This window comes from Paenibacillus sp. FSL R7-0179, from assembly GCF_038002265.1.
Taxonomy (GTDB): domain Bacteria; phylum Bacillota; class Bacilli; order Paenibacillales; family Paenibacillaceae; genus Paenibacillus_AQ.
This window is the reverse complement of the sequence record NZ_JBBOCC010000002.1, coordinates 2,138,952-2,160,853: the sequence shown is the minus strand read 5'-3', so window position 1 is coordinate 2,160,853 and position 21,902 is coordinate 2,138,952. Positions and strand designations below refer to the sequence as shown.

The 21,902-nt window shown below is 54.0% G+C and carries 22 protein-coding genes; 4 read left to right on the top strand and 18 right to left on the bottom strand.

Annotated elements, in window-relative coordinates; all coding sequences use genetic code 11:
• Positions 1-17: 17 nt before the first annotated feature.
• The 12 genes from MKX63_RS25750 to MKX63_RS25695 form a co-directional block, all read right to left on the bottom strand.
• Positions 18-917: a selenium metabolism-associated LysR family transcriptional regulator gene (locus MKX63_RS25750; protein WP_341021171.1), complete on the bottom strand. Its 900-nt coding sequence runs from the start codon at positions 915-917 to the stop codon at positions 18-20.
• Positions 918-1,010: 93 nt separating this feature from the next.
• Positions 1,011-1,454 carry a hypothetical protein gene (locus tag MKX63_RS25745; protein ID WP_341021169.1) on the bottom strand — a complete coding sequence of 148 codons (444 nt, stop codon included), beginning with the start codon at positions 1,452-1,454 and terminating at the stop codon, positions 1,011-1,013.
• Positions 1,455-1,566: 112 nt separating this feature from the next.
• The gene (locus tag MKX63_RS25740; RefSeq protein WP_341021168.1) at positions 1,567-2,535 is read right to left on the bottom strand and encodes a GGDEF domain-containing protein; all 969 of its coding nucleotides are present in this window, start codon (positions 2,533-2,535) and stop codon (positions 1,567-1,569) included.
• Positions 2,516-3,424: an EAL domain-containing protein gene (locus tag MKX63_RS25735; RefSeq protein WP_341021166.1), complete on the bottom strand. Its 909-nt coding sequence runs from the start codon at positions 3,422-3,424 to the stop codon at positions 2,516-2,518. The genes MKX63_RS25740 and MKX63_RS25735 overlap by 20 nt, the downstream gene beginning before the upstream one ends.
• A gap of 125 nt (positions 3,425-3,549) precedes the next feature.
• Positions 3,550-4,800: an MFS transporter gene (locus tag MKX63_RS25730; protein WP_341021163.1), complete on the bottom strand. Its 1,251-nt coding sequence runs from the start codon at positions 4,798-4,800 to the stop codon at positions 3,550-3,552.
• Between the two features lie 160 nt (positions 4,801-4,960).
• Positions 4,961-5,440 (bottom strand): MarR family transcriptional regulator, encoded by a 480-nt coding sequence (locus MKX63_RS25725; protein WP_341021161.1) that lies wholly within the window; start codon positions 5,438-5,440, stop codon positions 4,961-4,963.
• Positions 5,441-5,506: 66 nt separating this feature from the next.
• On the bottom strand, positions 5,507-5,770 hold the full coding sequence (locus MKX63_RS25720; RefSeq protein ID WP_036694997.1) for a YlbG family protein: 264 nt from the start codon (positions 5,768-5,770) through the stop codon (positions 5,507-5,509).
• A 42-nt stretch (positions 5,771-5,812) separates the two neighbouring features.
• Positions 5,813-6,250, bottom strand: coding sequence for a YlbF family regulator (locus MKX63_RS25715; RefSeq protein ID WP_341021159.1), 438 nt, complete (start codon positions 6,248-6,250; stop codon positions 5,813-5,815).
• A 46-nt stretch (positions 6,251-6,296) separates the two neighbouring features.
• Positions 6,297-8,330: a helicase-associated domain-containing protein gene (locus MKX63_RS25710; protein ID WP_341021157.1), complete on the bottom strand. Its 2,034-nt coding sequence runs from the start codon at positions 8,328-8,330 to the stop codon at positions 6,297-6,299.
• Positions 8,330-10,045: a DNA repair helicase XPB gene (locus MKX63_RS25705; RefSeq protein ID WP_341021155.1), complete on the bottom strand. Its 1,716-nt coding sequence runs from the start codon at positions 10,043-10,045 to the stop codon at positions 8,330-8,332. Before MKX63_RS25705 ends, MKX63_RS25710 begins: the two co-directional genes overlap by 1 nt.
• Positions 10,046-10,179: 134 nt before the next feature.
• Positions 10,180-10,614, bottom strand: coding sequence for a CBS domain-containing protein (locus MKX63_RS25700; protein ID WP_341021153.1), 435 nt, complete (start codon positions 10,612-10,614; stop codon positions 10,180-10,182).
• A 64-nt stretch (positions 10,615-10,678) separates the two neighbouring features.
• Entirely contained in the window at positions 10,679-11,860 is a 1,182-nt protein-coding gene (locus MKX63_RS25695) for an amidohydrolase (protein ID WP_341021151.1), read from the bottom strand.
• A gap of 240 nt (positions 11,861-12,100) precedes the next feature.
• Here MKX63_RS25695 and MKX63_RS25690 point away from each other — a divergent pair, with 240 nt between their 5' ends.
• A complete protein-coding gene (locus MKX63_RS25690) occupies positions 12,101-12,448 on the top strand; it encodes a YugN family protein (RefSeq protein ID WP_341021149.1) in 348 nt (115 codons plus the stop codon).
• Entirely contained in the window at positions 12,445-13,713 is a 1,269-nt protein-coding gene (ftsW, locus tag MKX63_RS25685; protein WP_341021147.1) for a putative lipid II flippase FtsW, read from the top strand. Before MKX63_RS25690 ends, ftsW begins: the two co-directional genes overlap by 4 nt.
• A 101-nt stretch (positions 13,714-13,814) precedes the next feature.
• Here ftsW and MKX63_RS25680 read toward each other — a convergent pair whose 3' ends face one another.
• Positions 13,815-14,180 carry an Asp23/Gls24 family envelope stress response protein gene (locus MKX63_RS25680; RefSeq protein ID WP_036695005.1) on the bottom strand — a complete coding sequence of 122 codons (366 nt, stop codon included), beginning with the start codon at positions 14,178-14,180 and terminating at the stop codon, positions 13,815-13,817.
• A 154-nt stretch (positions 14,181-14,334) separates the two neighbouring features.
• On the opposite strand from MKX63_RS25680, the gene cax reads away from it, so the two are divergent.
• The gene (gene cax / locus MKX63_RS25675) at positions 14,335-15,405 is read left to right on the top strand and encodes a calcium/proton exchanger (protein ID WP_341021144.1); all 1,071 of its coding nucleotides are present in this window, start codon (positions 14,335-14,337) and stop codon (positions 15,403-15,405) included.
• 162 nt (positions 15,406-15,567) lie between these two features.
• Here cax and MKX63_RS25670 read toward each other — a convergent pair whose 3' ends face one another.
• The 5 genes from MKX63_RS25670 to MKX63_RS25650 form a co-directional block, all read right to left on the bottom strand.
• Positions 15,568-15,870 carry a YlaN family protein gene (locus MKX63_RS25670; protein ID WP_036695007.1) on the bottom strand — a complete coding sequence of 101 codons (303 nt, stop codon included), beginning with the start codon at positions 15,868-15,870 and terminating at the stop codon, positions 15,568-15,570.
• A gap of 181 nt (positions 15,871-16,051) precedes the next feature.
• On the bottom strand, positions 16,052-16,294 hold the full coding sequence (locus tag MKX63_RS25665) for an HPr family phosphocarrier protein (RefSeq protein ID WP_036695008.1): 243 nt from the start codon (positions 16,292-16,294) through the stop codon (positions 16,052-16,054).
• 139 nt (positions 16,295-16,433) lie between these two features.
• Positions 16,434-17,549: an aminopeptidase gene (locus MKX63_RS25660; protein ID WP_341021142.1), complete on the bottom strand. Its 1,116-nt coding sequence runs from the start codon at positions 17,547-17,549 to the stop codon at positions 16,434-16,436.
• Positions 17,550-17,646: 97 nt separating this feature from the next.
• Positions 17,647-18,510, bottom strand: a complete 864-nt coding sequence (locus MKX63_RS25655) for a hypothetical protein (protein WP_341021140.1) — start codon at positions 18,508-18,510, stop codon at positions 17,647-17,649.
• Between the two features lie 165 nt (positions 18,511-18,675).
• Positions 18,676-20,682: a sensor domain-containing diguanylate cyclase gene (locus tag MKX63_RS25650; protein ID WP_341021138.1), complete on the bottom strand. Its 2,007-nt coding sequence runs from the start codon at positions 20,680-20,682 to the stop codon at positions 18,676-18,678.
• A gap of 473 nt (positions 20,683-21,155) precedes the next feature.
• Between MKX63_RS25650 and rpsD the strand changes: the two genes are divergently transcribed.
• Positions 21,156-21,755, top strand: coding sequence for a 30S ribosomal protein S4 (gene rpsD / locus MKX63_RS25645; protein WP_341021135.1), 600 nt, complete (start codon positions 21,156-21,158; stop codon positions 21,753-21,755).
• The last annotated feature ends 147 nt before the right edge of the window (positions 21,756-21,902 follow it).

Here is a 21,902-nt window from a genome sequence, read left to right as displayed (position 1 = left end):
TGTTCTTTTAATTAAGGTTACTGTCCGCCGGCATGCTCGCGCAGGAAGCTCAGGAAGGTTACCGCCGAGATCGGCAGCAGGGTCGATTTCAGATGAATGGCGTAGAATTGCCGTTTGAAGGAGGCATCCGTCAGATTAACAATTTTGAGCAGGCCGAGTGCCACTTCATGCTTGACCGAGGAGGTCGAGATGATGGTAATCCCCAATCCCGCCTCTACCGCCGATTTCACCGCTCCCGTACTGCCCAGCTCCATCACAATCTGCATCGCCGCAGGATCAAGTCCGTTCGCCTCAAGCTGCTCCTCCATCACCCGCCGTGTACCGGAACCGCGTTCACGCAGCACGAACGGGTAGGCGAGCGCCTGCGCCAGCGTCACTTCCGCCTGGCCGGCCAGCGGATGCTCCCCGGGAACGATGAGCTTCAGCTCATCGCCCATTACCGGCTCAATCACCATATCCGGGTGGGAGACCGGCGCTTCAATCAGCCCGAAATTGAGCTGATGCTTGTGAATCTCATCCATAATCTGTGAAGTGTTCATCACCTTCATCATAATCGAGATATTCGGATATTCCTTGCCGAAAGGCCCCAGCAGGCGGGGGAGCACATATTCGCCGATGGTCAGGCTGGCTCCGAGCATCAGACGGCCCTCCAGCATGTGGGTGAAGGCTGACATCGCCTGATCCGTCTCGCGCATCAGCTGCATGCTGCGCACCGCGAACGGCATCAGCGTCAAGCCGGCCTCAGTGAGTATGATTTTTTTGGTGGAGCGGTCGAACAGCTTGGTTCCGAAATAATCCTCCAGCGCCTGAATCTGCATGGTCACCGCAGGCTGGGTCATATGCAGAGTCTGTGCCGCCGCCGAGAAGCTGCCCCGTTCGGACACGGTATAGAAAATATGAAGCTGATGAAAATTCATACGTTACTGACTCCTTCGCTAATTACAGTTGTAGAGTGTAGAGCAAAAAAGGCACACAGCCCTAAGCCGCATGCCTCCCTCGTTTCAAGTATCCTACTTGCGCCTGCGGCGTTTCTTGGACAGCTTCATGCGCCGGGAATGACGCAGCCAGGAATAGTATCTCTTGAGATCCCGAAGCTGCGGAGTCACCGATATTTTGCCCAGAAAAGACACGATCACCATGACATACAGCGGCTCTCCGGAGAGGGCGGTGACGCCCTCAAGCTGCCTGAAATTAACCACGATCACCGTATCATTATCGATCAGATAGGCATTATAATCACTGTTCGAGTAAGGTCTCAGCCGATTCTGCTTCAAAGCCTGCCAGATCCAGGCGGTCACCTCCACATTCCCGCTGTCCTCAGCAGCTACCCGGTCCGCATAACGGCTCCCCGCATGCCGGGTCAGCACGATGTCGGCAATCCCGTAGTTATTCAGCATGATATGGAAGGGTTCGTGCTCGCCCCACCAATCCAGCCCCTTGCCCTGCATAGTCATCACACTCCACGTAAAAAGGGTCTTGGCATGCTCTTATTGTTGTCAATCTTACCGCACTTAGGGCCGTTGTTCAAGCATCCTGCCCTCCCCGGGAGTGTTGCAGTGCGAAACGTCAGCTGCCCGTCCTATGTATACTGATATCGGTGTCATCTACGTAGCTGCTGCCTCTGATCATTTTGCAGCTTTTTTTGAAGCGGGCCGCCTCTACCGACAGCTCTTCAATGGAAGCAAACCGGCGGCTGCGGTTCGTAACGACGGCAATCGAGATCGAGACCAGCGGAATCTCCTCCAGTTGTCCCGAACGGCTCTCGGTCAGCACGTATTTCTGGGCCAGATGCCCGGCATGATAGAAATCCTTAACTGCCGTATCGAACGCCGCGATAATGCTTCTGCAACATTCCTCATAGTGATAATTGCTGATAAAAATAATAAAATCATCCCCGCCGATATGCCCCAGGAATCCGTTCATCCGCAGCGCCTCGTGCTTCAGCAGCTCCGCAGTAGCTTGAATCATCCGGTCGCCTTCCTTGAAACCGTAGGTGTCGTTGTACGCCTTAAAATGGTCAAGATCGATGTAGAGTACACTGAATTCATCCTGCAGCAGCGTCTTCACCATCCACTCGGTAATGCTGATATTCCCCGGCAGACCCGTTAACGGATTCAGGAAGCTGGCGGCCACTGCCTGAATCTCCGCGAAGTTAAGCAGCAGCTCCCGTACGCTGACCGCACCGAACAGAGCCTTCTCGTGAGTTACGATCACATAATCGTACAGATTCTCTTCCCGCCTGGACATCGCCTGCCGGCTTACCTCGATAATGGGCGTGTTATAGTCCACCACCAACGGATTTGTGTCCATCACCAGCTCTACAGGTCTGCCCATATAGAGCGTATAGCCGTATAGCGTACCTATTTTCTGATAAAAGCTGATCCTCATAATCAATCCGGCAGTCCGCCCGTTTTGTGTGACGGCTACGCCTTGGAGCTGGGGATTGCTTTTAAAAATCTGGTCGACAAACCCGCATTTGTGATGAATCGAAATGTCCGGGATTTGTTCAGCGATTTCACCGATCTGAAGAAACATGCTTACACCCTCCCTTGACTGGATACGGAAGCACCGGAGACGGAAGCGCTCCACGCTCAGGCCGGTGAGCCGGCCTCCCGAGCGCAAAGCCCTGACCATATTCCACTCCCGCCATCTGTAAAAAATGCAGCTCCGGCGCAGTCTCAATCCCCTCGGCTATCACCCGGGTGGAAGAACGGTCGGCATATTCCCTGACCAGTCCCAGGAGCTCCTGCTGCTCCCGGCTGGTATGAATACCCCGGATGAGGGATTTGTCCAGCTTGATGAATTCCGGCTTCAGATAGACCAGCGTCTTGAGACTGTTGTAGCCGGAGCCGGCATCATCCACAGCAATGCGGAAGCCCTGCTCGCGGTAATGGGACAGAACCTTTTCAAACCGGACATAGTCCTGCACCGCCTGGCGCTCTGTCAGCTCGAAGACGATCCGCTCCGGCGAAAGCCCCAGCTCCTTCAGATAGCCCAGCGTCTCTCCGCTCTTGTGGCGGGGGTCATACAGCACACCGGGCTGCACATTCAAGAACAGAAGCTCCCTGTTCCCGGCCTCTGCCTCCGGCAGCCGCTCCATATACCGGGACAGCGACATTCTCCGGCAGTACTGCTCGAAGCGGAACATCTGATCACTCCGTCCGGCAAAATCATAAAAGTGCTCCGTGCTCGGAAACTGCGGCGAAGCGGGCGGGCGGTTCAGCGCCTCATGTCCCAGTGTCTCCCCGGTCCGCAAATGCAGAATGGGCTGAAAATACGTATCCAGCAATTCATGCTCCATAATCTCCAGCAGCACAGCTAATCTGCCCAGCTCCTGAACCTCATCCCTGAATCTCCCGCTCATGTACCTCAGATATTGCGGCAAAGCCGCAAGCTTGCGGGACAGGGCTCCTGTCTTATTCATCTAATCCCCCGTCTGCTTGTCTTCGTGAATTCAATAACACTCTCCTCAGCATAGATTGGAATTATTAAGCAGGGATAAACTTCGGGACGGGGCATGGCTTTCTAAACATTTTTCACATTAACGACTTATTTCGACAGTATTTCTGCCCGGTTAATCGTATAGAGCACAGGGATTGCCGCTCCAATTAGGATCACCCCCATGAAGGCCGGTGCAGCCGGTCCAAGGGACACGTAGAGCTGTCCTCCGACCAGAGGCCCGATCATTCTCGCCAGTGCCTGAATCGATTGGCTGCCTCCTTGAACCCGTCCCTGTTCGCCCGCAGCGGCAGATTTGGACAGCATTCCGTTGAACGAAGGCCCGAAGACCGAATCGCCGAAGCCGAAGATAAACATCCCTGCGATAAAAAGAGGATAAAAGGCGAGCACAGCCGACAACGCAAACAGGATGTAGCCAACAATTTCCGAGACCATTCCGAGGAGCGCTATTTGCCTGTCACTGTATCTTTTCAGGAGCTTCGGCATAATGAACCCTTGGGACAGGATATCCTGCAAGCCCATGATGGAGAACATCACTCCAATGATAACCGGCTTCCAGCTGAAATTATCCAACGTGAACTGTGAAAAAATAGCCTGGAATGATCCATTCGGTATCCACAGCAGGAGCGCAGAGACCAACAGCCTGTTAAGGTTCTTCATGGACAGCAGGCTGGCAAGCTGAGAAAAGGGATTCAGCCTGACTAAGGGGATGACCTTTAGTCTCTTGCTTTTCTCCAGACTCTCCGGCATGAAGAGGAAGCCATAACCCACATTGAGTAGTGTCACGGCTGCGCCAGCATACATGGGCACCGAGTATCCGAACTTGGCCAGCAGCCCGCCCACAGACGGACCGATAATAGTACCCGCCCCTACCACCGCGCTCACCCATCCGAAGTACTTAGTCCGTTGCTCCGGCGGAAGAATGTCTGCAAAATAAGCGAAGATCGTACCGATGCTCCCGCCTGTGATCCCTTCAATGATCCGCCCGGCGAACAGCACCCACAAAGCCCCTCCAAGGCCAAATATGAAGTAACCGGCAGCAGAACCCAGCAGGCATAGGAGAAGCAGTGGACGCCGCCCGTATTTATCACTCAGCGCACCCAGCACAGGCGCGGCACAGAACAGGCAGGCCGCATACGCTGAAGTCAGCAGGGTAACCATCACCGCTTGTTTTCCGGGATCGCTAATGTAAGGCTGGACGAGAAACGGAACCACAGGAGCGATAATACTGAAGCCTATTCCGCATAAAAATACTGAGATTAGACCGAATATAAGCGCGTGCTTGTCTACCTTTGGTTCTGAAGATTGATCTTGATGATGAGCAGGTTTGGATGTAGACATGTATCTTGCCTCCTTAGAGTTTATGCTTTGTTTCCTAAGAAACAATATCATCCTAACACATTTTTGATTCCACGGAAACAAAAATATAGACATAAAAAAACACCCTGTCGGGTGAAGGTAGCTCTGCCTGAACTATTATGCCTAAAGTATATAGGGAAAATCAATCTTCTTCCGTGCCGTTCTCCAGTTCCTGCTTCTTAATCTCTTCATCCAAATGCCTATTGTACTTCTCCATGAAGCTTAGCATCCCGGCATACTGGCTGTCGGTCACCAGCTCAAACACAGGTCTGTCCCGCTCCCGGAACTCACGGTGCAGTTCGTCATGGATCTGATATACAGCCCCCCCTTTAACAGTAAGCCTGAAATAGATTTCCTTCTGATTGTCCGGCTTCTGGTAGCTCTCGATAAGCCCCTTGTGCAGGAGCTTCCGTGTTATCTTGCTGATTGCCCCCCTGGTCATGTACAAGGCCTCTGCAAGCCTGGTCACGTTGGCGTCTGCATGTGTTCCGATGTATTCAATACAGTGCACCTCGGAGGGTTTATTGCCCTTAAGACTGATCTCCATCTTCGACTTGTTCAGCCAGTTCATCTTATTAAATAGTTCCCGGAAAGCGGTTAAGACCTGTTCCTCTTTGTTCATTGCGGGTCCCCCTCCCTAAAAAAACAGACGCCAGCGGCGCCTGTCTAACTACCCTTTATCCCTGAACTACAGACCGTAATACTTGGACTTGTCCGGTCCGTTGCTGGTATATTCCGTCTTCAGTTCATTGCGGTACGAACGCTCAATCTTACGCACATAAGAAAGTCTGCGGACATTCTTCATGACTTCCTCGGCGCGCTCCGCATTGACGTACATTACCGCGTAATGCATTTTACGGGAAACGTAGTGCAGTGTGCCGTACTTCTCCAGGTTGCGTGCCGCCTTGACGTCGCTAACCCATACGATATAACCTGTCCGTTCCGCAAACATAAGCTTATCCGCCTCTCTTTCTCTGTCTCCTCACGGGTCAGCTTATCCGCAAGAGCATTTGCCGCCGCTGCCGCATCCGCCCTTGGGGGACGGGTCGTTACTAGGAACCTTGATGCTGTCCGAGACCGAGAATGCGATCGCCTCCGACATGGAATGAAGAATATCATCCAGCGTCTTCTCCGCATTCTTGAAGCGGACTACCGCTTCGAACTGCTCCAGCTCCCGTTCTACAGCCTCAACCTCATCCTTGGCCGAGTGATAGTTCGGGTGAAAATGACCAAACCGCTGTGTCTCCTCAAACAGCTCCTTCTTGCTTTGCAGCCGCTTGATCATGGCCTGGATTTCGGGATGGTTATCCACCTGCCCCTTCCAGTATAGGTAATCCGACACTTCTGCGGATTGATTAATCATATCGCCTAATTCATAGGCGTATGTCAGCACTTCGGCCATATCGACCGTATTTAATTCCGCTACGCTCATGAACTTCAACTCTTTTCTGCATTTAATGTTCTACCGCAGCGATAGACTACCTTATCATAACATATCCGCCCGCCTCAGCAGAAGAAGAATTTCTGCCCTTTAGCGGATGCAGCAGCTGAATTTCCTGCCAGTCTTCCGCTGCAAGCTCTGTCTCCTCTGCCGTCTCCATCCCCGGAAACAGCAGAATGCCCCGCACCCTCCATGGACGTCCGCTGATCCGCTCTGGAATGAAATCCGCCGCCTTGCCGCCGTAGGAGAGCCGGACCTTGATTCCCCAGCTTAGAGCCTGCTCCATTACCTTTTGCGCTGTGGTGGCATGATACTGCCTCCACTGATTGAACCACAACTGCGGTACTGCCTCTTCACCCGGCAGCTCCAGCATCGGGGGTGTGCCCCTGTCCGGCGGCAGGAGCTTCGGGGAGGGTCCCGTTCCCAGCAGGCCCCGTTCCCCGGCTGCGGCAGGAAGCTCGTAACGCTGTACTGTCCCGGACAGTTCAAACAGTTGGGTAGGGGCAGTCCCGTTCAGCTTCCCTGCCCTTACAGATGGCGCCAGACCGGCGGCGGCAAGCTCCTTGCGCAGCTGCCCGGCTGCCTCCGGCCGGACGATGAAGTGGAGCGGGCCAATCCGGGTAACGATGTCCTGCAGCCGGGGATGAGCAGCGATATCCCCGCCCTCCTGCTCTCCGGCACAGGAGAGCAGAAGCACCTCCGCCAATTCAGTCCGCCCGATCGCTCTGGCCCACTGCCGGAGCGCAAGTATGGCCTGCTCCGGCAATCCTCCGGCGGCATGGTCGTTCAGCCAGGAGATCACCTCACCCGGAGCGAAGCCCTGGTCCGCTGCCGCTTCCAGCCGCTCCCGCGTTAGCCGGAAGCTCCAGATATCCTCGTGGTGCAGCAGCTCCGCACACCCGGCCAAGGTCCAGCGGACCGTATACGGGACCTCCGGCGGAACCAGCACCTCGAAATCCGGCTGGACAATGAAGCCGGGGAAAGCTGAATCCGATTCTTGTGGCAGCGGTCTGCGTGCGGCTTCAGTTGCTGCGGGTCTCTGCGGGCTGAAGGCGGTGTCTTGAGCTTCGGAGGCGCTGTCTAGGTACCCCTCTTGATTCTGCGGGGTTGCTCCTAGACTATGCCCCGTTAGCTGTGGCTTCACTGCCTTCCAGCGAAAGCACTCCTCCCCTTCTGCTGAAGATCCTAGCTCACACCATCCGAAGGCGGCCAGAAGGCGAAGCCAGGCAAGTGCAGCCTGCTTAAGCCCTGAGTCTGTCCCTGCCGTCCCCGGCACAGCCTGCTCTCCGGCAAGACCATTCTGTCTCATCCAGCTTAGTACAGGCGCTACCGCAAACCACTCGTCCGCCTTAAACTCCGCTGCCGAGAGCAAATGTCTGAAATGCTGCTCTTCAGGCAGCGGAGCACCGTAACGGCTGATGATCAAGGTATAGAGTGTATCCGTCATCTCCTGAGCAGTAAGCGTCAGCCAGCGTTGCAGCACCGGTCTGTCTAATGCATACCCGCTATTGTCGCGGGTGATCAGCCCCAGTGCGCTCAGCAGATCAATGATTAATGTAACCGGCAGCGGATAGCTCTGGTGACCGGCGGAGGACTCCAGCAGGGCCAAAGCCCCCTCCGGTATGGACAACCTTCCGGCTAACCGGCTGAGCTGCTTCTTATGTAACACTCCCTTAGATGTCAGCGGCAGGCCTTCACGGGCTATGAACAACAGGCTTTGAAATATCTCCCCTGCCAGTTCTGAACACGCCGCATGCTCAACCCGTATTGTCCCCTCCACCTGTACCTGCGGGCAACCCGTCCAGAAGCTCCGCAGGATCAAGGGATACTGCTGCTGCGGTACCTGATACAGCCTCTCTCCCCACACCTTTTGACGCAGCTCCAGCATCCCCGTATGAAGCAGTTCCTCCAGGGCCAGTATCTGTTCAGCCCTGCACAGGAATTCAGGCCGCAGACGCTCTATAGAATCTGCTGTACACGGCGAGGCCGCATGCTCTGCCGCTATCCGCAGCAGTACTTCACAGGCGTCCGAAGATAGTCTGCTAATATCATCTGCCGGTTCCAGTTCCATCAGAGAACAGCTCCTTCCGCCGGGTCCAGCATCCGGACCCCGTATTCGTAGCCTTGCTCAGTCAGAAACATCCGGCGGCGCAGAGCGAAATCCTGTTCCCGGCTGTCTCCCGTAACCAGCGTGTAGAAATACGCCCGGTTATCCCCCGGCTTCGGACGAAGGATGCGGCCCAGCCGCTGAGCCTCCTCCTGGCGGGAACCGAAGGCGCCGGATACCTCAATTGCCACTGAGGCATCCGGCAGATTCACAGCAAAATTCGCTACCTTGGAGACGATCAGCACCGGCAGCTTGCCTTCATTGAACGCAGCATAGAGCGCGTTCCGCTCCTTCTGCGGAGTCTTGCCTGTGATCAGCGGGGCCGCAAGCAGCGCCGCCAGCTGCTCCAACTGGTCCAGATACTGGCCGATCACAAGTATCGCCGCTGCGGGATGCGCCTTGGCAAGCTGTGCTGCCGCCTGAGCCTTGGCCTGATTGCCGGCCGCCAGCCGGAACTGCTCCTTCGCCCCGGCATACAGATATTGCTGCCGCAGCTCCTGGCTCATCGGAACGATGACCTCGATGCAATCGACAGCCGCAATCCATCCCTGCCGCTCCAGCACCTTCCAGGGCAGGTCATAGCATCTCGGGCCGATCAGGGAGAACACATCTCCCTCCCGTCCGTCCTCCCGGACCAGCGTTGCTGTCAGCCCCAGCCGCCGCGTAGCCTGAATATCTGCGGTTGCCCGGAAGACAGGTGCCGGAAGCAGATGGACCTCGTCATAGATAATCAGCCCCCAATTCCGTTCATGGAACAGATTCATATGGACGAACGCTCCTCCCTTGGAGCGCCTATGGGTCATCATCTGATAGGTTGCAACGGTTACAGGCCGCACCTCCCGGTGCTCTCCCGTGTATTCCCCAACCTCCTCTTCGCTCAGCGAGGTCCGCAGCAGCAGCTCCCCGCGCCACTGTTCTACAGAAGTCGTGCTCGAAGTAAGGATCAGCGTCTCACACTGCAGCTGCTCCAGCACCCCAAGGCCCACAACCGTCTTGCCTGCCCCGCAGGGCAACACGACCACTCCGCTGCCTCCATGTCCTCCAGTCCCCTGGAACTTTCGGACAGCCTCCCGTTGATAATCCCGTAGCTCGAATCCACTGCTGCTGCCCTCTCGGACGTTGTTCCCAATAGACTCCCGCCAGGCTAGCTTCAGCTTCTGTCCGTCCCGGTACCCGGCGTAGTCAAGAACCGGATAACCCAGTCTGGTCATCTCCTGCTTCAGCAAGCCCCGGTTCATCTTCGGACAATAGCTATGCAGCTCCCCGGCCCGGCAGAGGCCCAGCTCCTTCAGCTCCTGAGCATCATCCAGTTCATCCAGCAGGCTCGCCCGGTCAGCAGTTAACCTGACAAGCTGTGAATCACTCTCATCTGCATGCAGGTGCAAGCTTCCGTAACGGGACATTAACAGCTCCATCTCCCCCTCCACCTCGGAAGGAATGCCCCACCTGGACAGCCTGCGGAGTCCTTGAGTGACCTCTGCCGCAGACTGCCCCCCGGCTGCGGCATTCCATAGGGACAAAGGCGTGATCCGGTAAGTGTGATAGGCTGGAGGACTTTTGACAAGCTCGGCAAAGCCGCTTAGAACCGCCCGCGCCTCCTCAAATCCCGGATGTCCGCATTCCAGCAGAATTGTCCGGTCATTCCGTATTATACATGGCCCCGCCTCTACTCCTCTCATCCTGTTCCCTCCTTATGTGTGATAGCGGTTTAAGCTGTTAATGTTACTCAATGGCTCATTAGCCAGCATCCACATTCTCCCTACAACGAAAAAGCCCATTTCCGCCTAACGGATATGAGCCATTCGTCATTCTATTAATGCAGCTGCTGGCGCTGCGAGATTTCATGGAGCGCCTCAGCAGCCTCATCTGCGAACATTCTCTTGTCTGCCAGATCACCTAAGGAGACTACTCCGGTCAGCTTCTTGCCCTGCGTCACCGGAATGCGCCGGATCTGTGCGGAGGCCATCAGCTCAGCCGCCTCCTCCACAGAGGCGGATTCCTCAACGGAGAGGATCTCCCGGCTCATGACAGTCTCCACGGCTGTTGAGCCGGGATGCTTGGCCGCGTACCCGCGGATGACCAGATCGCGGTCTGTAATCACACCAATCAGCGTTGCTCCATCAGCCGAATCTACCACCGGAATAAAGCCCGTCCCGCTATCTCTCATGGCAACGGCAACCTCATAGATATTGTCCAGCAGAGTAACCGACACCGGCTGCGCGGTCATTACTTCTTTGACTGTCTTCAAGAATGAACCCTCCCGTCCACGTTAGCGTGGCATTTGAGAGTAGTTTTTCCTGTAACGGTAACATTTATACGGAAATTGACTCATTCAGACAGGAGTCGGCCATACCTACAAGCAGCTTCAAGCCATAGAGCATGGCATCCTCATCGAAATCAAATTTGCTGTGATGATGCGGATAGACAGCCTCCTTGGCCGCATTGCCCGCACCGACGAAGATGAAGCAGCCGGGAATCTCCTGAACATAATAGGAAAAGTCCTCCGCAGGCATAATCTTCTCCATCAGCATTACATCGGCATCTGTCCCAAGCGCCTTCGGGGCAACACGGGCAAAACGTTCATATTCCGCCTCGTCATTCACCAGCGGCGGGTACCCCATCAGATAGTCCACCTTCGCCTCCGTACCATAGGCTGCGGCTACAGAGGCCGCCAACTCTTCAATGCGGCGGCGGATCAGATGACGCGTCTCTTCATCAAATGCCCTCACCGTCCCGGTAATCCGGCAACGCTCGGCTATGATATTCTGGGCCGAACCGCCTTGAATCGTTCCTACGCTGACTACTGCCGGACGCAACGGCTCAACATTCCGGCTGACAATCGTCTGCAGCCCGGTAACCAGTGCCGCACCGGCCACAATGCTGTCTGCCGTGCGGTGGGGCATTCCCCCGTGTCCTCCCCGGCCGATCAGATCAATGAAGAACTCATCGGCTGAGGCCATAAGCGGCCCTGGCGCACTGCCTACCGTCCCGAGAGGGAACGGTGTCCACAGATGCAGCCCGTAGACGGCATCCGCACCCGCAAGCACGCCTTCCGCAATCATGCCCACTGCGCCGCCGGGACACACCTCTTCCGCCGGCTGGAACAGAAAGCGGATCTCCCCCTTCAGCTCCTCACGGCGGGAGCTGTAATACGCCGCCGCAGCCAGCAGCATGGCGGTATGGCCGTCATGGCCGCAGGCATGCATCACTCCGGGGTGCTGGGAAGCATATTTCCGGCCGCTCTCCTCTGTAATATTCAGCGCGTCCATATCGGCACGCAGGACTACCGTTTTGCCGGACTCCCGGCCCTTAAGTATACCTGTCAATCCATAGCCTGCTGCACTCCGCCGGACCTCAATCCCCAGCTCCGCGAGCCTTGCCCCGACATAAGCGGAGGTCTCCTTCTCCTGATAGGACAGCTCCGGATGACGGTGCAGATGGCGGCGCCACTTGATCATTTCCGGGAGCAGCTCCCCGATCTCTAACCTCTCCATAACTCTCCATTCCCTTCTCTGGCAGCATCCTGCGGACAAGCCGTCAGGACAAGCCCGTAGGCTCTGCCCGCTCCGCAGACTGCCAACTTTCTTTTATTGTAGCAGAAACACAAAAAAGTGGGTATCGATCAGCCCGTTCTACCTTGCACAACCCCGGGAAACAGACTATCATGAGGAAGAACAATAACAAATTTTAATTACAAATGAATCATTATACTTCATTAAGGGGAGTTGTGCGCTATGATATTTGAGAACACGGGTCTCGAAGGATTGAAGAGCGACCTTCTTTATCTCGACGAAAGTGCAGCAAGAGCAGGATTCATCAGATGGCAATGGGAATACTACCGGGCGACCTACGACTGCAAGATAGAAGACCGCAAGGACGGCGGCGAATACTTCCTGCGCATTAATACCCGTGCTGTGGAAGGGAAGCTGGAGAAGGCGGACGCGGTACTGGCTATTGAAGCTGTCTACCTAGGCAAGGCTACATTCCCCCACGGACTGGAATATGAATCTCCGGTGCCTCAGCCGGTGCTTGAGGTAGCCCGGAAGCATATCGGTGAATTGAAAGCGCTGCTGGAAGCTTGAGCACCGCGAAGGGAAAGAAGGCCGCCAAGGCCAGCCCGCCCAAAAGAGGAACACCCGATTTCCAGTTGCTTATTCTCACCCTGCTGTTCGTGGGCTTCGGCTTGCTTATGGTGTTCAGCTCCAGTTCCAGCTTAACCCTTGCGAGCGAGAAATACAGCAATAATGCATTTTTCTTCGTCAAAAAGCAAGTGGTTTGGGCCGTGCTGGGAAGCTTCATCATGTTTGTGGTCATGAACATCCACTACAGCAAATTTAAGAAATGGTACGCACCGATCTTCGTGATTACCCTCGTCCTGCTGCTGTTCGTAGCAACCACCGAGGGGATTAACGGCGCCAAGAGCTGGATGAGTATCGGAACCCTGGGGATTCAGCCTACCGAGCTGGCCAAGATCTCTATCATTCTCTACCTGGCTGCCCTGATCACCAAAAAAGGCGAACGTCTGCGCGATTTGCGGACAGGGTATATCCCCGTCATGATTATCGTCGGAATTGTCGCCGGACTGATTATGATGCAGCCTGATTTGGGCTCCTGCCTCATTCTTGTAGCGACCAGCGGCCTTGTCATCTACGCCGGCGGCGCCAGCATGAAGCACATCATGGGATCGATCGCTCTGCTTGTTCTGGGAGTAGCCCTCGTCATCGGGGCGAAGGCCGCTATCGATTCCTTGTCTCCGCCGACCGAGAAGGCAGAGATTCAGAAGGACTACAGACAGGGCCGTATCGAAGCCTTCCTGGACCCTCAGGGAAATTCCGAGGGCAGTGGATATAATATTATGCAGTCTCTGATCGCCCTCGGTGAAGGTGGAACACAAGGCTCCGGGTTCGGGCAAAGTATTCAGAAGCTGCATTATCTGCGGTACCCTTATACCGACTTTATCTTTGCGGTTATTGGAGAGGAGCTCGGCTTTGTCGGAACCGCCTTGTTCCTGCTGCTCTATCTGTATTTCATCTGGAGAGGGATTCTGATTTCACTGCGGTGCACCGATCCCTTCGGGACACTGGTCGGTATCGGAATCATGGGGCTGATCGCCATTCAAGCCTTCATCAACATCGGTGGTGTGACCAATACGATTCCGCTTACAGGGGTTACGCTGCCCTTCATCAGCTACGGCGGCTCCTCCCTGCTCGTCACCATGCTCTGTATGGGGATTATGCTGAGCATCTCACGGGAGACCAACCGTCCTGCCAAGGAGGAAGTCGTGAAGTCTGTGACTACGGTCAGACAAGTGCGCAACAACAGAAGTGCAGGTACACGCGCACGCTAAGAGGCAACCTGCATGCTGATGAGGGTTGAGCCAACAAGTAGAAAGGCAGTCCGGAATATATTCCGGACTGCCTTTTGCATGGATGCCTAGTATAATTGTGCTTAAGAAATCTCGTCGTTCTTGAAGGCTACGCCTTCGACCTTAACGTTAACCTCTACGATGTGAAGCCCGGTCATACTCTCCACAGCCTCGCGTACATTCTGCTGAAGCATGCGGCACACTTCATGAATCGGCGTTTCGTACAGTACGATGATGCGTAAGTCTACCGCAGCTTCCAATTGGCCAACTTCGACAGTAACGCCCTTCTGCACGTTCTTGCCGCTCAGGCGCTTTGCCCAGCCTTCTGACAAACCGCCAGACATGGCTGCAATTCCGGGAGTCTCAAGCGCGGCCAGGCCGGCAATTTTTGAGACAACGTCATTCGATATCCGTATATTTCCCAATTCCAGTTGAAGCTGTTCTGCCATGCCATATCCCCCCTACTCTCATTATCAATTATTGTAATTCCAAAGCGGGCTAAAAAGCAAATGACTTTCTCTCACCCCCGTTTACAGCCAGGAACAATTTGGGTATATTGATTATGAATTCAACCTACATAAAGAGACTGGAGAGTGCTTACCTTTGAAAAAATGGATCTCACCGGCGCTGCTGGTCATCAGCTTTATCCTCAGCGCCACCGGGCATTACGCGAACTGGGATCATACCCTTCAGTTCATATTGTCTGCCATTTCGGTCATCTTCGTGGCCGGTTTCCTCGGCAGGGCCACTGAGAGTGTAGCCCACTACGCCGGACAGCGGCTTGGAGGGTTTCTGAACGCAACCTTCGGCAATGCGGCCGAGCTGATCATCGCCTTCTTCCTGGTCAAGGAAGGACTGTTTGACATGGTCAAAGCGAGTCTGACCGGCTCCATCATCGGCAACCTGCTGCTTGTCCTCGGACTGAGTATTTTTGCCGGGGGCATGAAGTTCAAGGTTCAGAACTTCAATGTCACGCTCGCCGGTCTAAACGGCTCACTGATGATCGTTGCGGTCATCGCCCTGTTCGTCCCGGCCATGTTCTTCAACACCCATTCCATCACCGAGAAAGACACCAATGTACTGAGCCTTGTCGTCGCCGGCCTGCTGATTGCAGCCTACCTCGCCTGGCTGGTTTTCTCCATGATCACACATAAGAAGTACCTGGCGGATGTTACGGACGATACGGCGGAAGAGCTGCCCAATGAGCATGCTCCAGTCTGGTCCCGTAACCGCTCAATCCTCTACCTCGTCCTTGCCACCGTGATGGTCGCCTTCGTCAGTGAATGGCTGGTCGGAACGCTGGAGACGCTCACCGAACGCTTCGGCTTCAGCGAGCTGTTCGTCGGTGCATTCCTCGTAGCGATTATCGGTAACGCCGCAGAACACAGCGCTGCCATTATGCTCGCCATGAAGAACAAGATTGGAGCCGCAGTCGAGATCGCCGTAGGCAGCAGTCTGCAGATCGCCCTGTTCGTTGCCCCTGTGCTGATCTTCGCCAGTTATTTCATGGGCAACACCATGTCGATTGTCTTCACCACGATTGAGATTGTAGCTATAGCCGTATCGGTGTTCATCGCCAAATCGATTATTCAGGACGGCGCAACCAACTGGTATGAAGGTCTCCTGCTGCTAGCAGTTTACATGATTCTCGGCGTATCGTTTTATCTGGTCTGAAACAACCCCACAAAGTGATGCTTTTGCTTCGACGATTACTCAGGTACTTTGCGGGGGCCCCGAAACTTATAAATAATTATAAAAAAACGCACATGATTGACCCCCGGGTCTGTCATGTGCGTTTTGTTGAAAATATAGCCGCTTCCACTTGATGACCGGGACTTACATCTCCCGCTCCTCAGCCTTCTTATTCAGTGCCTCATACAGAACAGCCAAATTGCGTTCCAGCTTACTCAGCACCTGCTTGCCTGTGAGCTCCGGCACCAACCCCGCTCTGACCGCAAAATCGACCTCTCTGGAGAAGCCGTACATCTGGGTATCCAGCACTTCCTCATAGAGAGGGCAGTAACGGGTTGCCAAATTCTCCATCTGTACTTCAATGAGCTTCTGAATTTTATCGGCATCTTCTTGAAGAAGATTGATTGCTTTGATATTGAGCTGTTCCTGCAAATCCGATGAAGTCATGCATTTTCCCCCCCATGTCCAAAAGTTACAGCTGCTAATGCTTATTATTCTTAATATTAGTCGAAATTAGGACCTAATACAAGATTTCAGTTTGGGTTATTCCTAAAGTTCCTGCAAAATCCCCCCGCTGCACAGCAAAGACGCCCAGCCGCAAGGCCGGACGTCCGAGAAGAAAATGGAATTACTCTGCTACTACTGTAAAATTCAGATTGTGTTTGGCAAAAACTTCGCTCATGGCTTTCTTAGCTTCCTCGGCATCTGTGCCATGTACATGCAGCTCGTAGCTTTGGCTGGATACCAGAGTAGTGAACAAGCCCAGGATGCTCTTCACATCAATGTACTTGTTGTCCGCTTGAAGAACGATAGATGAATTAAATTGGCTTGCTGTCTGTGCAATATCCACGATTGCCGCATTGTTGGACATAGGAATCCCTCCGCAACTTGATTATAAACTTATATTCACTTGTTACCAATTCCATGATACATTGAATCCGCTTACTCACGCAAGGTGTTTCTTGGAAACAGGCATTGCGTGCTTTTGGAATCACCGCTCTTGTACCATTTTATTTCAGGTTCTCCGGATTCAGACCTTCCAGCTCCGGCACCACAAAAATTCCATCTTTACGGATCAGCACATCGTCAAAGTAAATTTCGCCGCCTCCGTAATCAGGTCGCTGAATCAGCACGAGGTCCCAGTGAATGGACGAACGGTTTCCGTTATCCGTTACATCATAAGCCTGGCCGGGTGTGAAGTGCAGACTGCCGGCAATTTTCTCATCGAACAGAATATCCTTCATCGGATGCAGAATATAAGGGTTGAAGCCGATGGCGAACTCACCAATATGGCGCGCACCGTCGTCGGAATCCAGAATTTCATTCAGTCGTGCGGTATCATTGCTGGCAGCCTCTACGATCCGCCCGTTCTCGAACGTGAACTTCACATTCTCGAAGGTCACCCCGTTATAGATCGATGCGGCATTATAGCTGATCGTTCCATTCACGGAATCGCGGACAGGTGCGCTGTACACTTCTCCGTCCGGGATATTTTTCTGGCCTGAGCATTTCTCCGCCCCGATTCCCTTGATGGAGAACGTAAGGTCCGTTCCGGGACCTAATATACGCACCTTGTCGGTTCTGCGCATAAGCTCAGCCAGCGAATCCTGGGCCTTGTCCATTTTGGCATAATCCAGGTTGCAGACTTCGAAGTAAAAGTCCTCAAAGGCCTCTGTGCTCGTGTTGGCGAGCTGAGCCATACTGGCGTTAGGATAACGCAGCACCACCCATTTGGTGTGCTTGACGCGCTGCTCGCTATGTACCGGGTGGGAATACAGGGAATTATAGAGCTTCATGTTCTCTTCCGGCACATCGGACAGATCATTGACGTTCTCACCGGCACGGATGCCGATATAGCAGTCCATCTGCTTCATGCGGTTCAAGTCGATCTCCGCCCAGGTCTTGATTCCTTCAGGTGTTGCATATTTGAGCATACTGCGCAGAACGGTACGGTCGGTCAGCTGCACAAATGCACGGCCTCCGGCTTTCCCCACTTCCTCCACAACGGCTTTGATCAAATCTCGTTCACTGCCGATCATTTCGACGAGCACGTTCTCGCCGGGCTGTACGTTTACGGAGTAACCTACAAGGTTCGCCGCAAGCTTTTGAATCCGGGGATCATTCATCTGTCTCTCTCTTCCTTCCTCTTGCTGAAAATAAACATACCGTTATATTGTAGCACGCCTGTCATAGAGCGCAAGCCACCTGCGGGAAGGAAACCGCTCACTTATAACCGTAGAAATCCACCTGCGTAATATAAGCCTCTTCCGTGGTCGCTCCGGCCTTGCCGGGATAGGTGAGGGTGCGGTTCGAGGTCAGCCGGGTGGGCAGATTCCGCTTCGGGTCGACCTTAAGATAATAGACCGTGCGGATATCCGCCTGGTTCAGCCTCTGCTGCAGCTCTGTCTGCTTCTGTTCCCACAGTGCGCTCTTAGCCGCAAGTGCCTTAGCATGAGTGTCAGCAGGCACAGCAGCGTCTTCCCCGGCAGCCGGCTTGATTGCCTGCATCTTCTGCGCAAGCTCTGCCGATAGCTGTCTGCGCGCCTCTGCTTCCGTTAATTCAATCCGCAGTACACGGGTCCCTCTGGCACTGCCCGCTTCCTCCGTCACCGTCTTGCCCATCTTCTCCAGCTCCTCCAGCTGGCGCAGCGGATTCAGCGCCTCCAGCGGATTGCTGCCGTCCAGAGCCGGAGAAGCCTGCTTCATCGTCCATTTCCCGTCTTCTTTCACCATACGTGTATAGTAGACTGGTGCATCACCCGAGCCCTGCCTAAGAGAATGCGGACCGGACTCTGCCGCAGGTGCAGGTTGTCCCCCATCCGGCAAGAGCGAATAGAGAGTGATCTGGTTGTGATCCGCCACCTTCCCTCCATAGTAGAGTGAAGATTCCGGTACCGTCTTCCCGTCGATCAGCAGCGCAGCCGCTCCTTCAAAGGACACCCCGTCAGTGCCATCCATCCCCGCCATTACCAGATTCAAGTCCTCCGCAGCCGGCTTGTCCTTCATCACTGTGCACCCGCTGGATACAAGACCAGAGAGCATCAGAAGTACAAGAAATCCTGTACGGATGCGCCGTAAGTTCATCATGGCCATCAAGCCCTTTCCGCAAAAAGTAGAGTGTACCCGCATTCTACCTAGGGTCTCCCTGAATGCCGGGCTTATACGCCGGATGACGCAAACCCCCCTCACAAGGTGACGCTTTAGCTTCGATGTCTATTCAGTTGCTTTCATAAAAAGAAAAATCCTTAAGGCCTAAGCCCAAGGATTCTTCGAATTGTTCTCTGTGGTTTTGTTATCGATCACTACCTGGTTGCGCCCGTTGTTCTTGGCTTCATAGAGCGCCATATCCGCCCGGTAAAAAAGAGATTCGACACTGACCCGGTCATCGGTCCAGCTCCACTCGGCGACCCCGCAGGACACGGTCACACGCGGCTCTGTCTCTCCCATCACACGCTTGCGGATACGCTCCCCTACGAATACGGCCTGCTGCACTCCAAGCTGAGGCAGATAGACCGCAAGCTCTTCCCCGCCCCATCTGGCGGCGACGTCCCCCTGGCGGATCGAGGTTTTCACGATGTCGCTGACCTGCTTCAGGATTTTGTCCCCCTTCTGGTGTCCATAGGTATCGTTCACCATCTTGAACTGGTCAATGTCCACCACAATCAGAGTTCCGCAAAAATCACTGGACTGCCGCTGCTTGATCTCTTCATCCAGATAGTGGCGGGCGAAGAGTCCGGTCAGCGTATCCCGGTTCGCCAGGCGGCGCACCTCGGCATGAAGCCTCGCATTTCCGACAGCCAGCCCGATATGACCGGCCATCGCCTGCAGCAGCCTGTAGCTGTCATAGGAGAAGAAGTGGGCCTGCTTATGCGCCAGCATAATGGCTCCCCGTACCTCCCCGCCCACATTCAGCGGAGTTGCGATCAGCGACTCTGAGCCTGTAGCATCCATCAGCGTTGAAGTCTGCCCTACAGCATACTTGTAATCGGAGAGCAGCAGCGGCTCTCCCGTAGCGTACACCTTACTGCCGAGTCCCTGATTGCCATCCAATATTTCACCCAGCAGCGGCAGATAATTGCAGGCTATTACCTCAAGCCCGCCGCGTTCTTCATTCATATGGAGAATACAGCAATAATCCGCCTCGAACATATCCAGCAGCTCTTCAAAAGCAAACTGGAAAATATCGCCGAGCCTCAGGCTCTGATTCAGCCGCTGCGTAAGCTCATTGCTCATGCGCAGCTCCCTGATCAGCTGATTGGAGCGTTCGTACAGCTTCGCATTCTCAAAGGCTGTACCGGCGGTATCCGCGACCATGGTCAGGAAGCTAAGATCCAGCTCATGGAAGGACGCCTTGTCCATAATCATATGAAACACACCGTATACCCCCTGCTTGCCGCCGAGCGGAAGCCCTACCTCCACTGTCCCGTTCTCTTCTCTCCCGGTATGAAGCGTAACCCGCCCATCCTTGAAGGCCCGGGCACAGACATCATTATTTGCCCATGTCAGCGGAAGCGGCTTGACCTGAGGATGCGTACTGCGATGGTCCTGGGACATGAACAAATCAAGCCGCGCTCCCGGATACATCGCAGCAATACTGTCAATGACTTCCGTCAGCACGGCGTCTACATCAATGTTGTCATGCATGCGCTGGACAATCTGAAAAAGCAGCGAACGGCGGCTGCCCTCACGCTCGGCATGCAGATGAATCCCCGCAAGATCCGAGACAAACACATGCTCAAACCGGTGATAAAAGCAGGTCTGGAAATGCATCGACATAGCTTCAGCCGTATGCTGCCCTCCTAACTCATACTGCTCCGCAGGCATTCTGCAGCCTAGCACAGCAAATACTTCCCGGTGCCCGCGCGTAAATACCGGCAAAGCCAGAAGTGAATAAGCCTGTCCTTCCTCCTGGACCTCGGCAGCATACATCCCGCCTGTCTGCAGGCAGATTGCCGCCGCTTCTTCCCATTCTGCTCTCCAGCGCCCCTGCCGGAATTCAGAGCCGGGCTCAATCCAATCACCTTCATAATTCAGCACACACCAGTTCCAGGTCTTCGCGAAGGAGGGGACTCCCTGTCCCTGCCATTCCCTGAAACTCTCGGCAATCAAGCTGACAGCGTAGGGGAAATCGTGAGACACGATATCCGTCTCCTTCAGCCAGGCGGCGGGATCTTCATACTCTCCGCCCGATTGCCTCATGTCCTGTAACAGCATACGGCCGTCCCGATCCTTATGGCCGTATGCCTCCTGCTCTGACATAAAGAGGACCTCCTTTGCATCTTCAATCAGGCCAGACCGGAGCAGCCTCCTGATTCTATTGTAGAGACATTACCAATTCAGCGTAATTATAGTCAGGATATTTTGAAATCACAGTTTTCCGATAACATCCAATTAGTTATATTTTACTCCCTTTCTTGAGGTATTGCATTATATTTTCCGCAAAACCGGGATTTTTTTTAGGACCAAAGAACTAACGACAAAGATAGACAAAAACTCTTTTAAGTTGCGCTTGACTTTGCCTGTCATTTTCATATAATATTTATTGTTGAACAAGACTGTAACAAGTCTTATTGGGCGTAACGTTGTGTCACCCTCTACGCATTTCGTTACTGTCAGGGCAGCGGCTGAACTTCCCTCGGCAGTGTGAAACCATTTAACGCTTTCACGGATACGAATTGCGGCGCAAATAGGCCCTACAATACATTTTTTCATTAAAAGGAGTCTACTATAATATGGCACGTTACACCGGACCTAAATTCAAACTCAGCCGCCGTCTGGGCATTTCCCTTAGCGGTACAGGCAAAGACCTGAAACGCCCTTTCCCACCAGGACAGCACGGCGCTAACCAACGCAGAAAAGTAAGTAACTACGGAATGCAGCTTTTGGAAAAACAAAAACTGCGCCACATGTACGGCCTGGGCGAAAAGCAGTTTAAAACTCTTTTCACTAAGGCACAAAAGCTTCAGGGTATTGCGGGCGAAAACTTCATGTTCCTGCTCGAAAGCCGCCTGGACAACCTGGTTTACCGTCTTGGATTCGCTAACTCCCGTGCAGGCGCACGCCAGTTGGTATCCCATGGCCACGTAACCGTTAACGGCAAAAAAGTCGACATCGCTTCTTTCCGTGTAAGCATTGGCGACGTTATCGGACTCCGCGAAAGAAGCCGCGCTATGACTTCGATCAAGGAAGCTCTCGAGAACCGCAACCATCTTCCGGCTTACCTGGAATATGCTGACGGATCGTTCGAAGGCAAATATATCCGTTTGCCAGAACGTGCTGAGCTGTCCCAGGATATCGATGAGAAGCAAATCGTCGAGTTCTACAACCGTTAAGATTCGCTTACAGCGGAATCTGATCAAAGCTCCCGGATTTCTATCCGGGAGCTTTTTTTATGATAAGAAGCTGAAGTCCCCACTTTGTGGGGATCTTAAAAATCCTCTCCGGCAGAAGCGCATTCAAAATCGCCAAATTGTGCTATA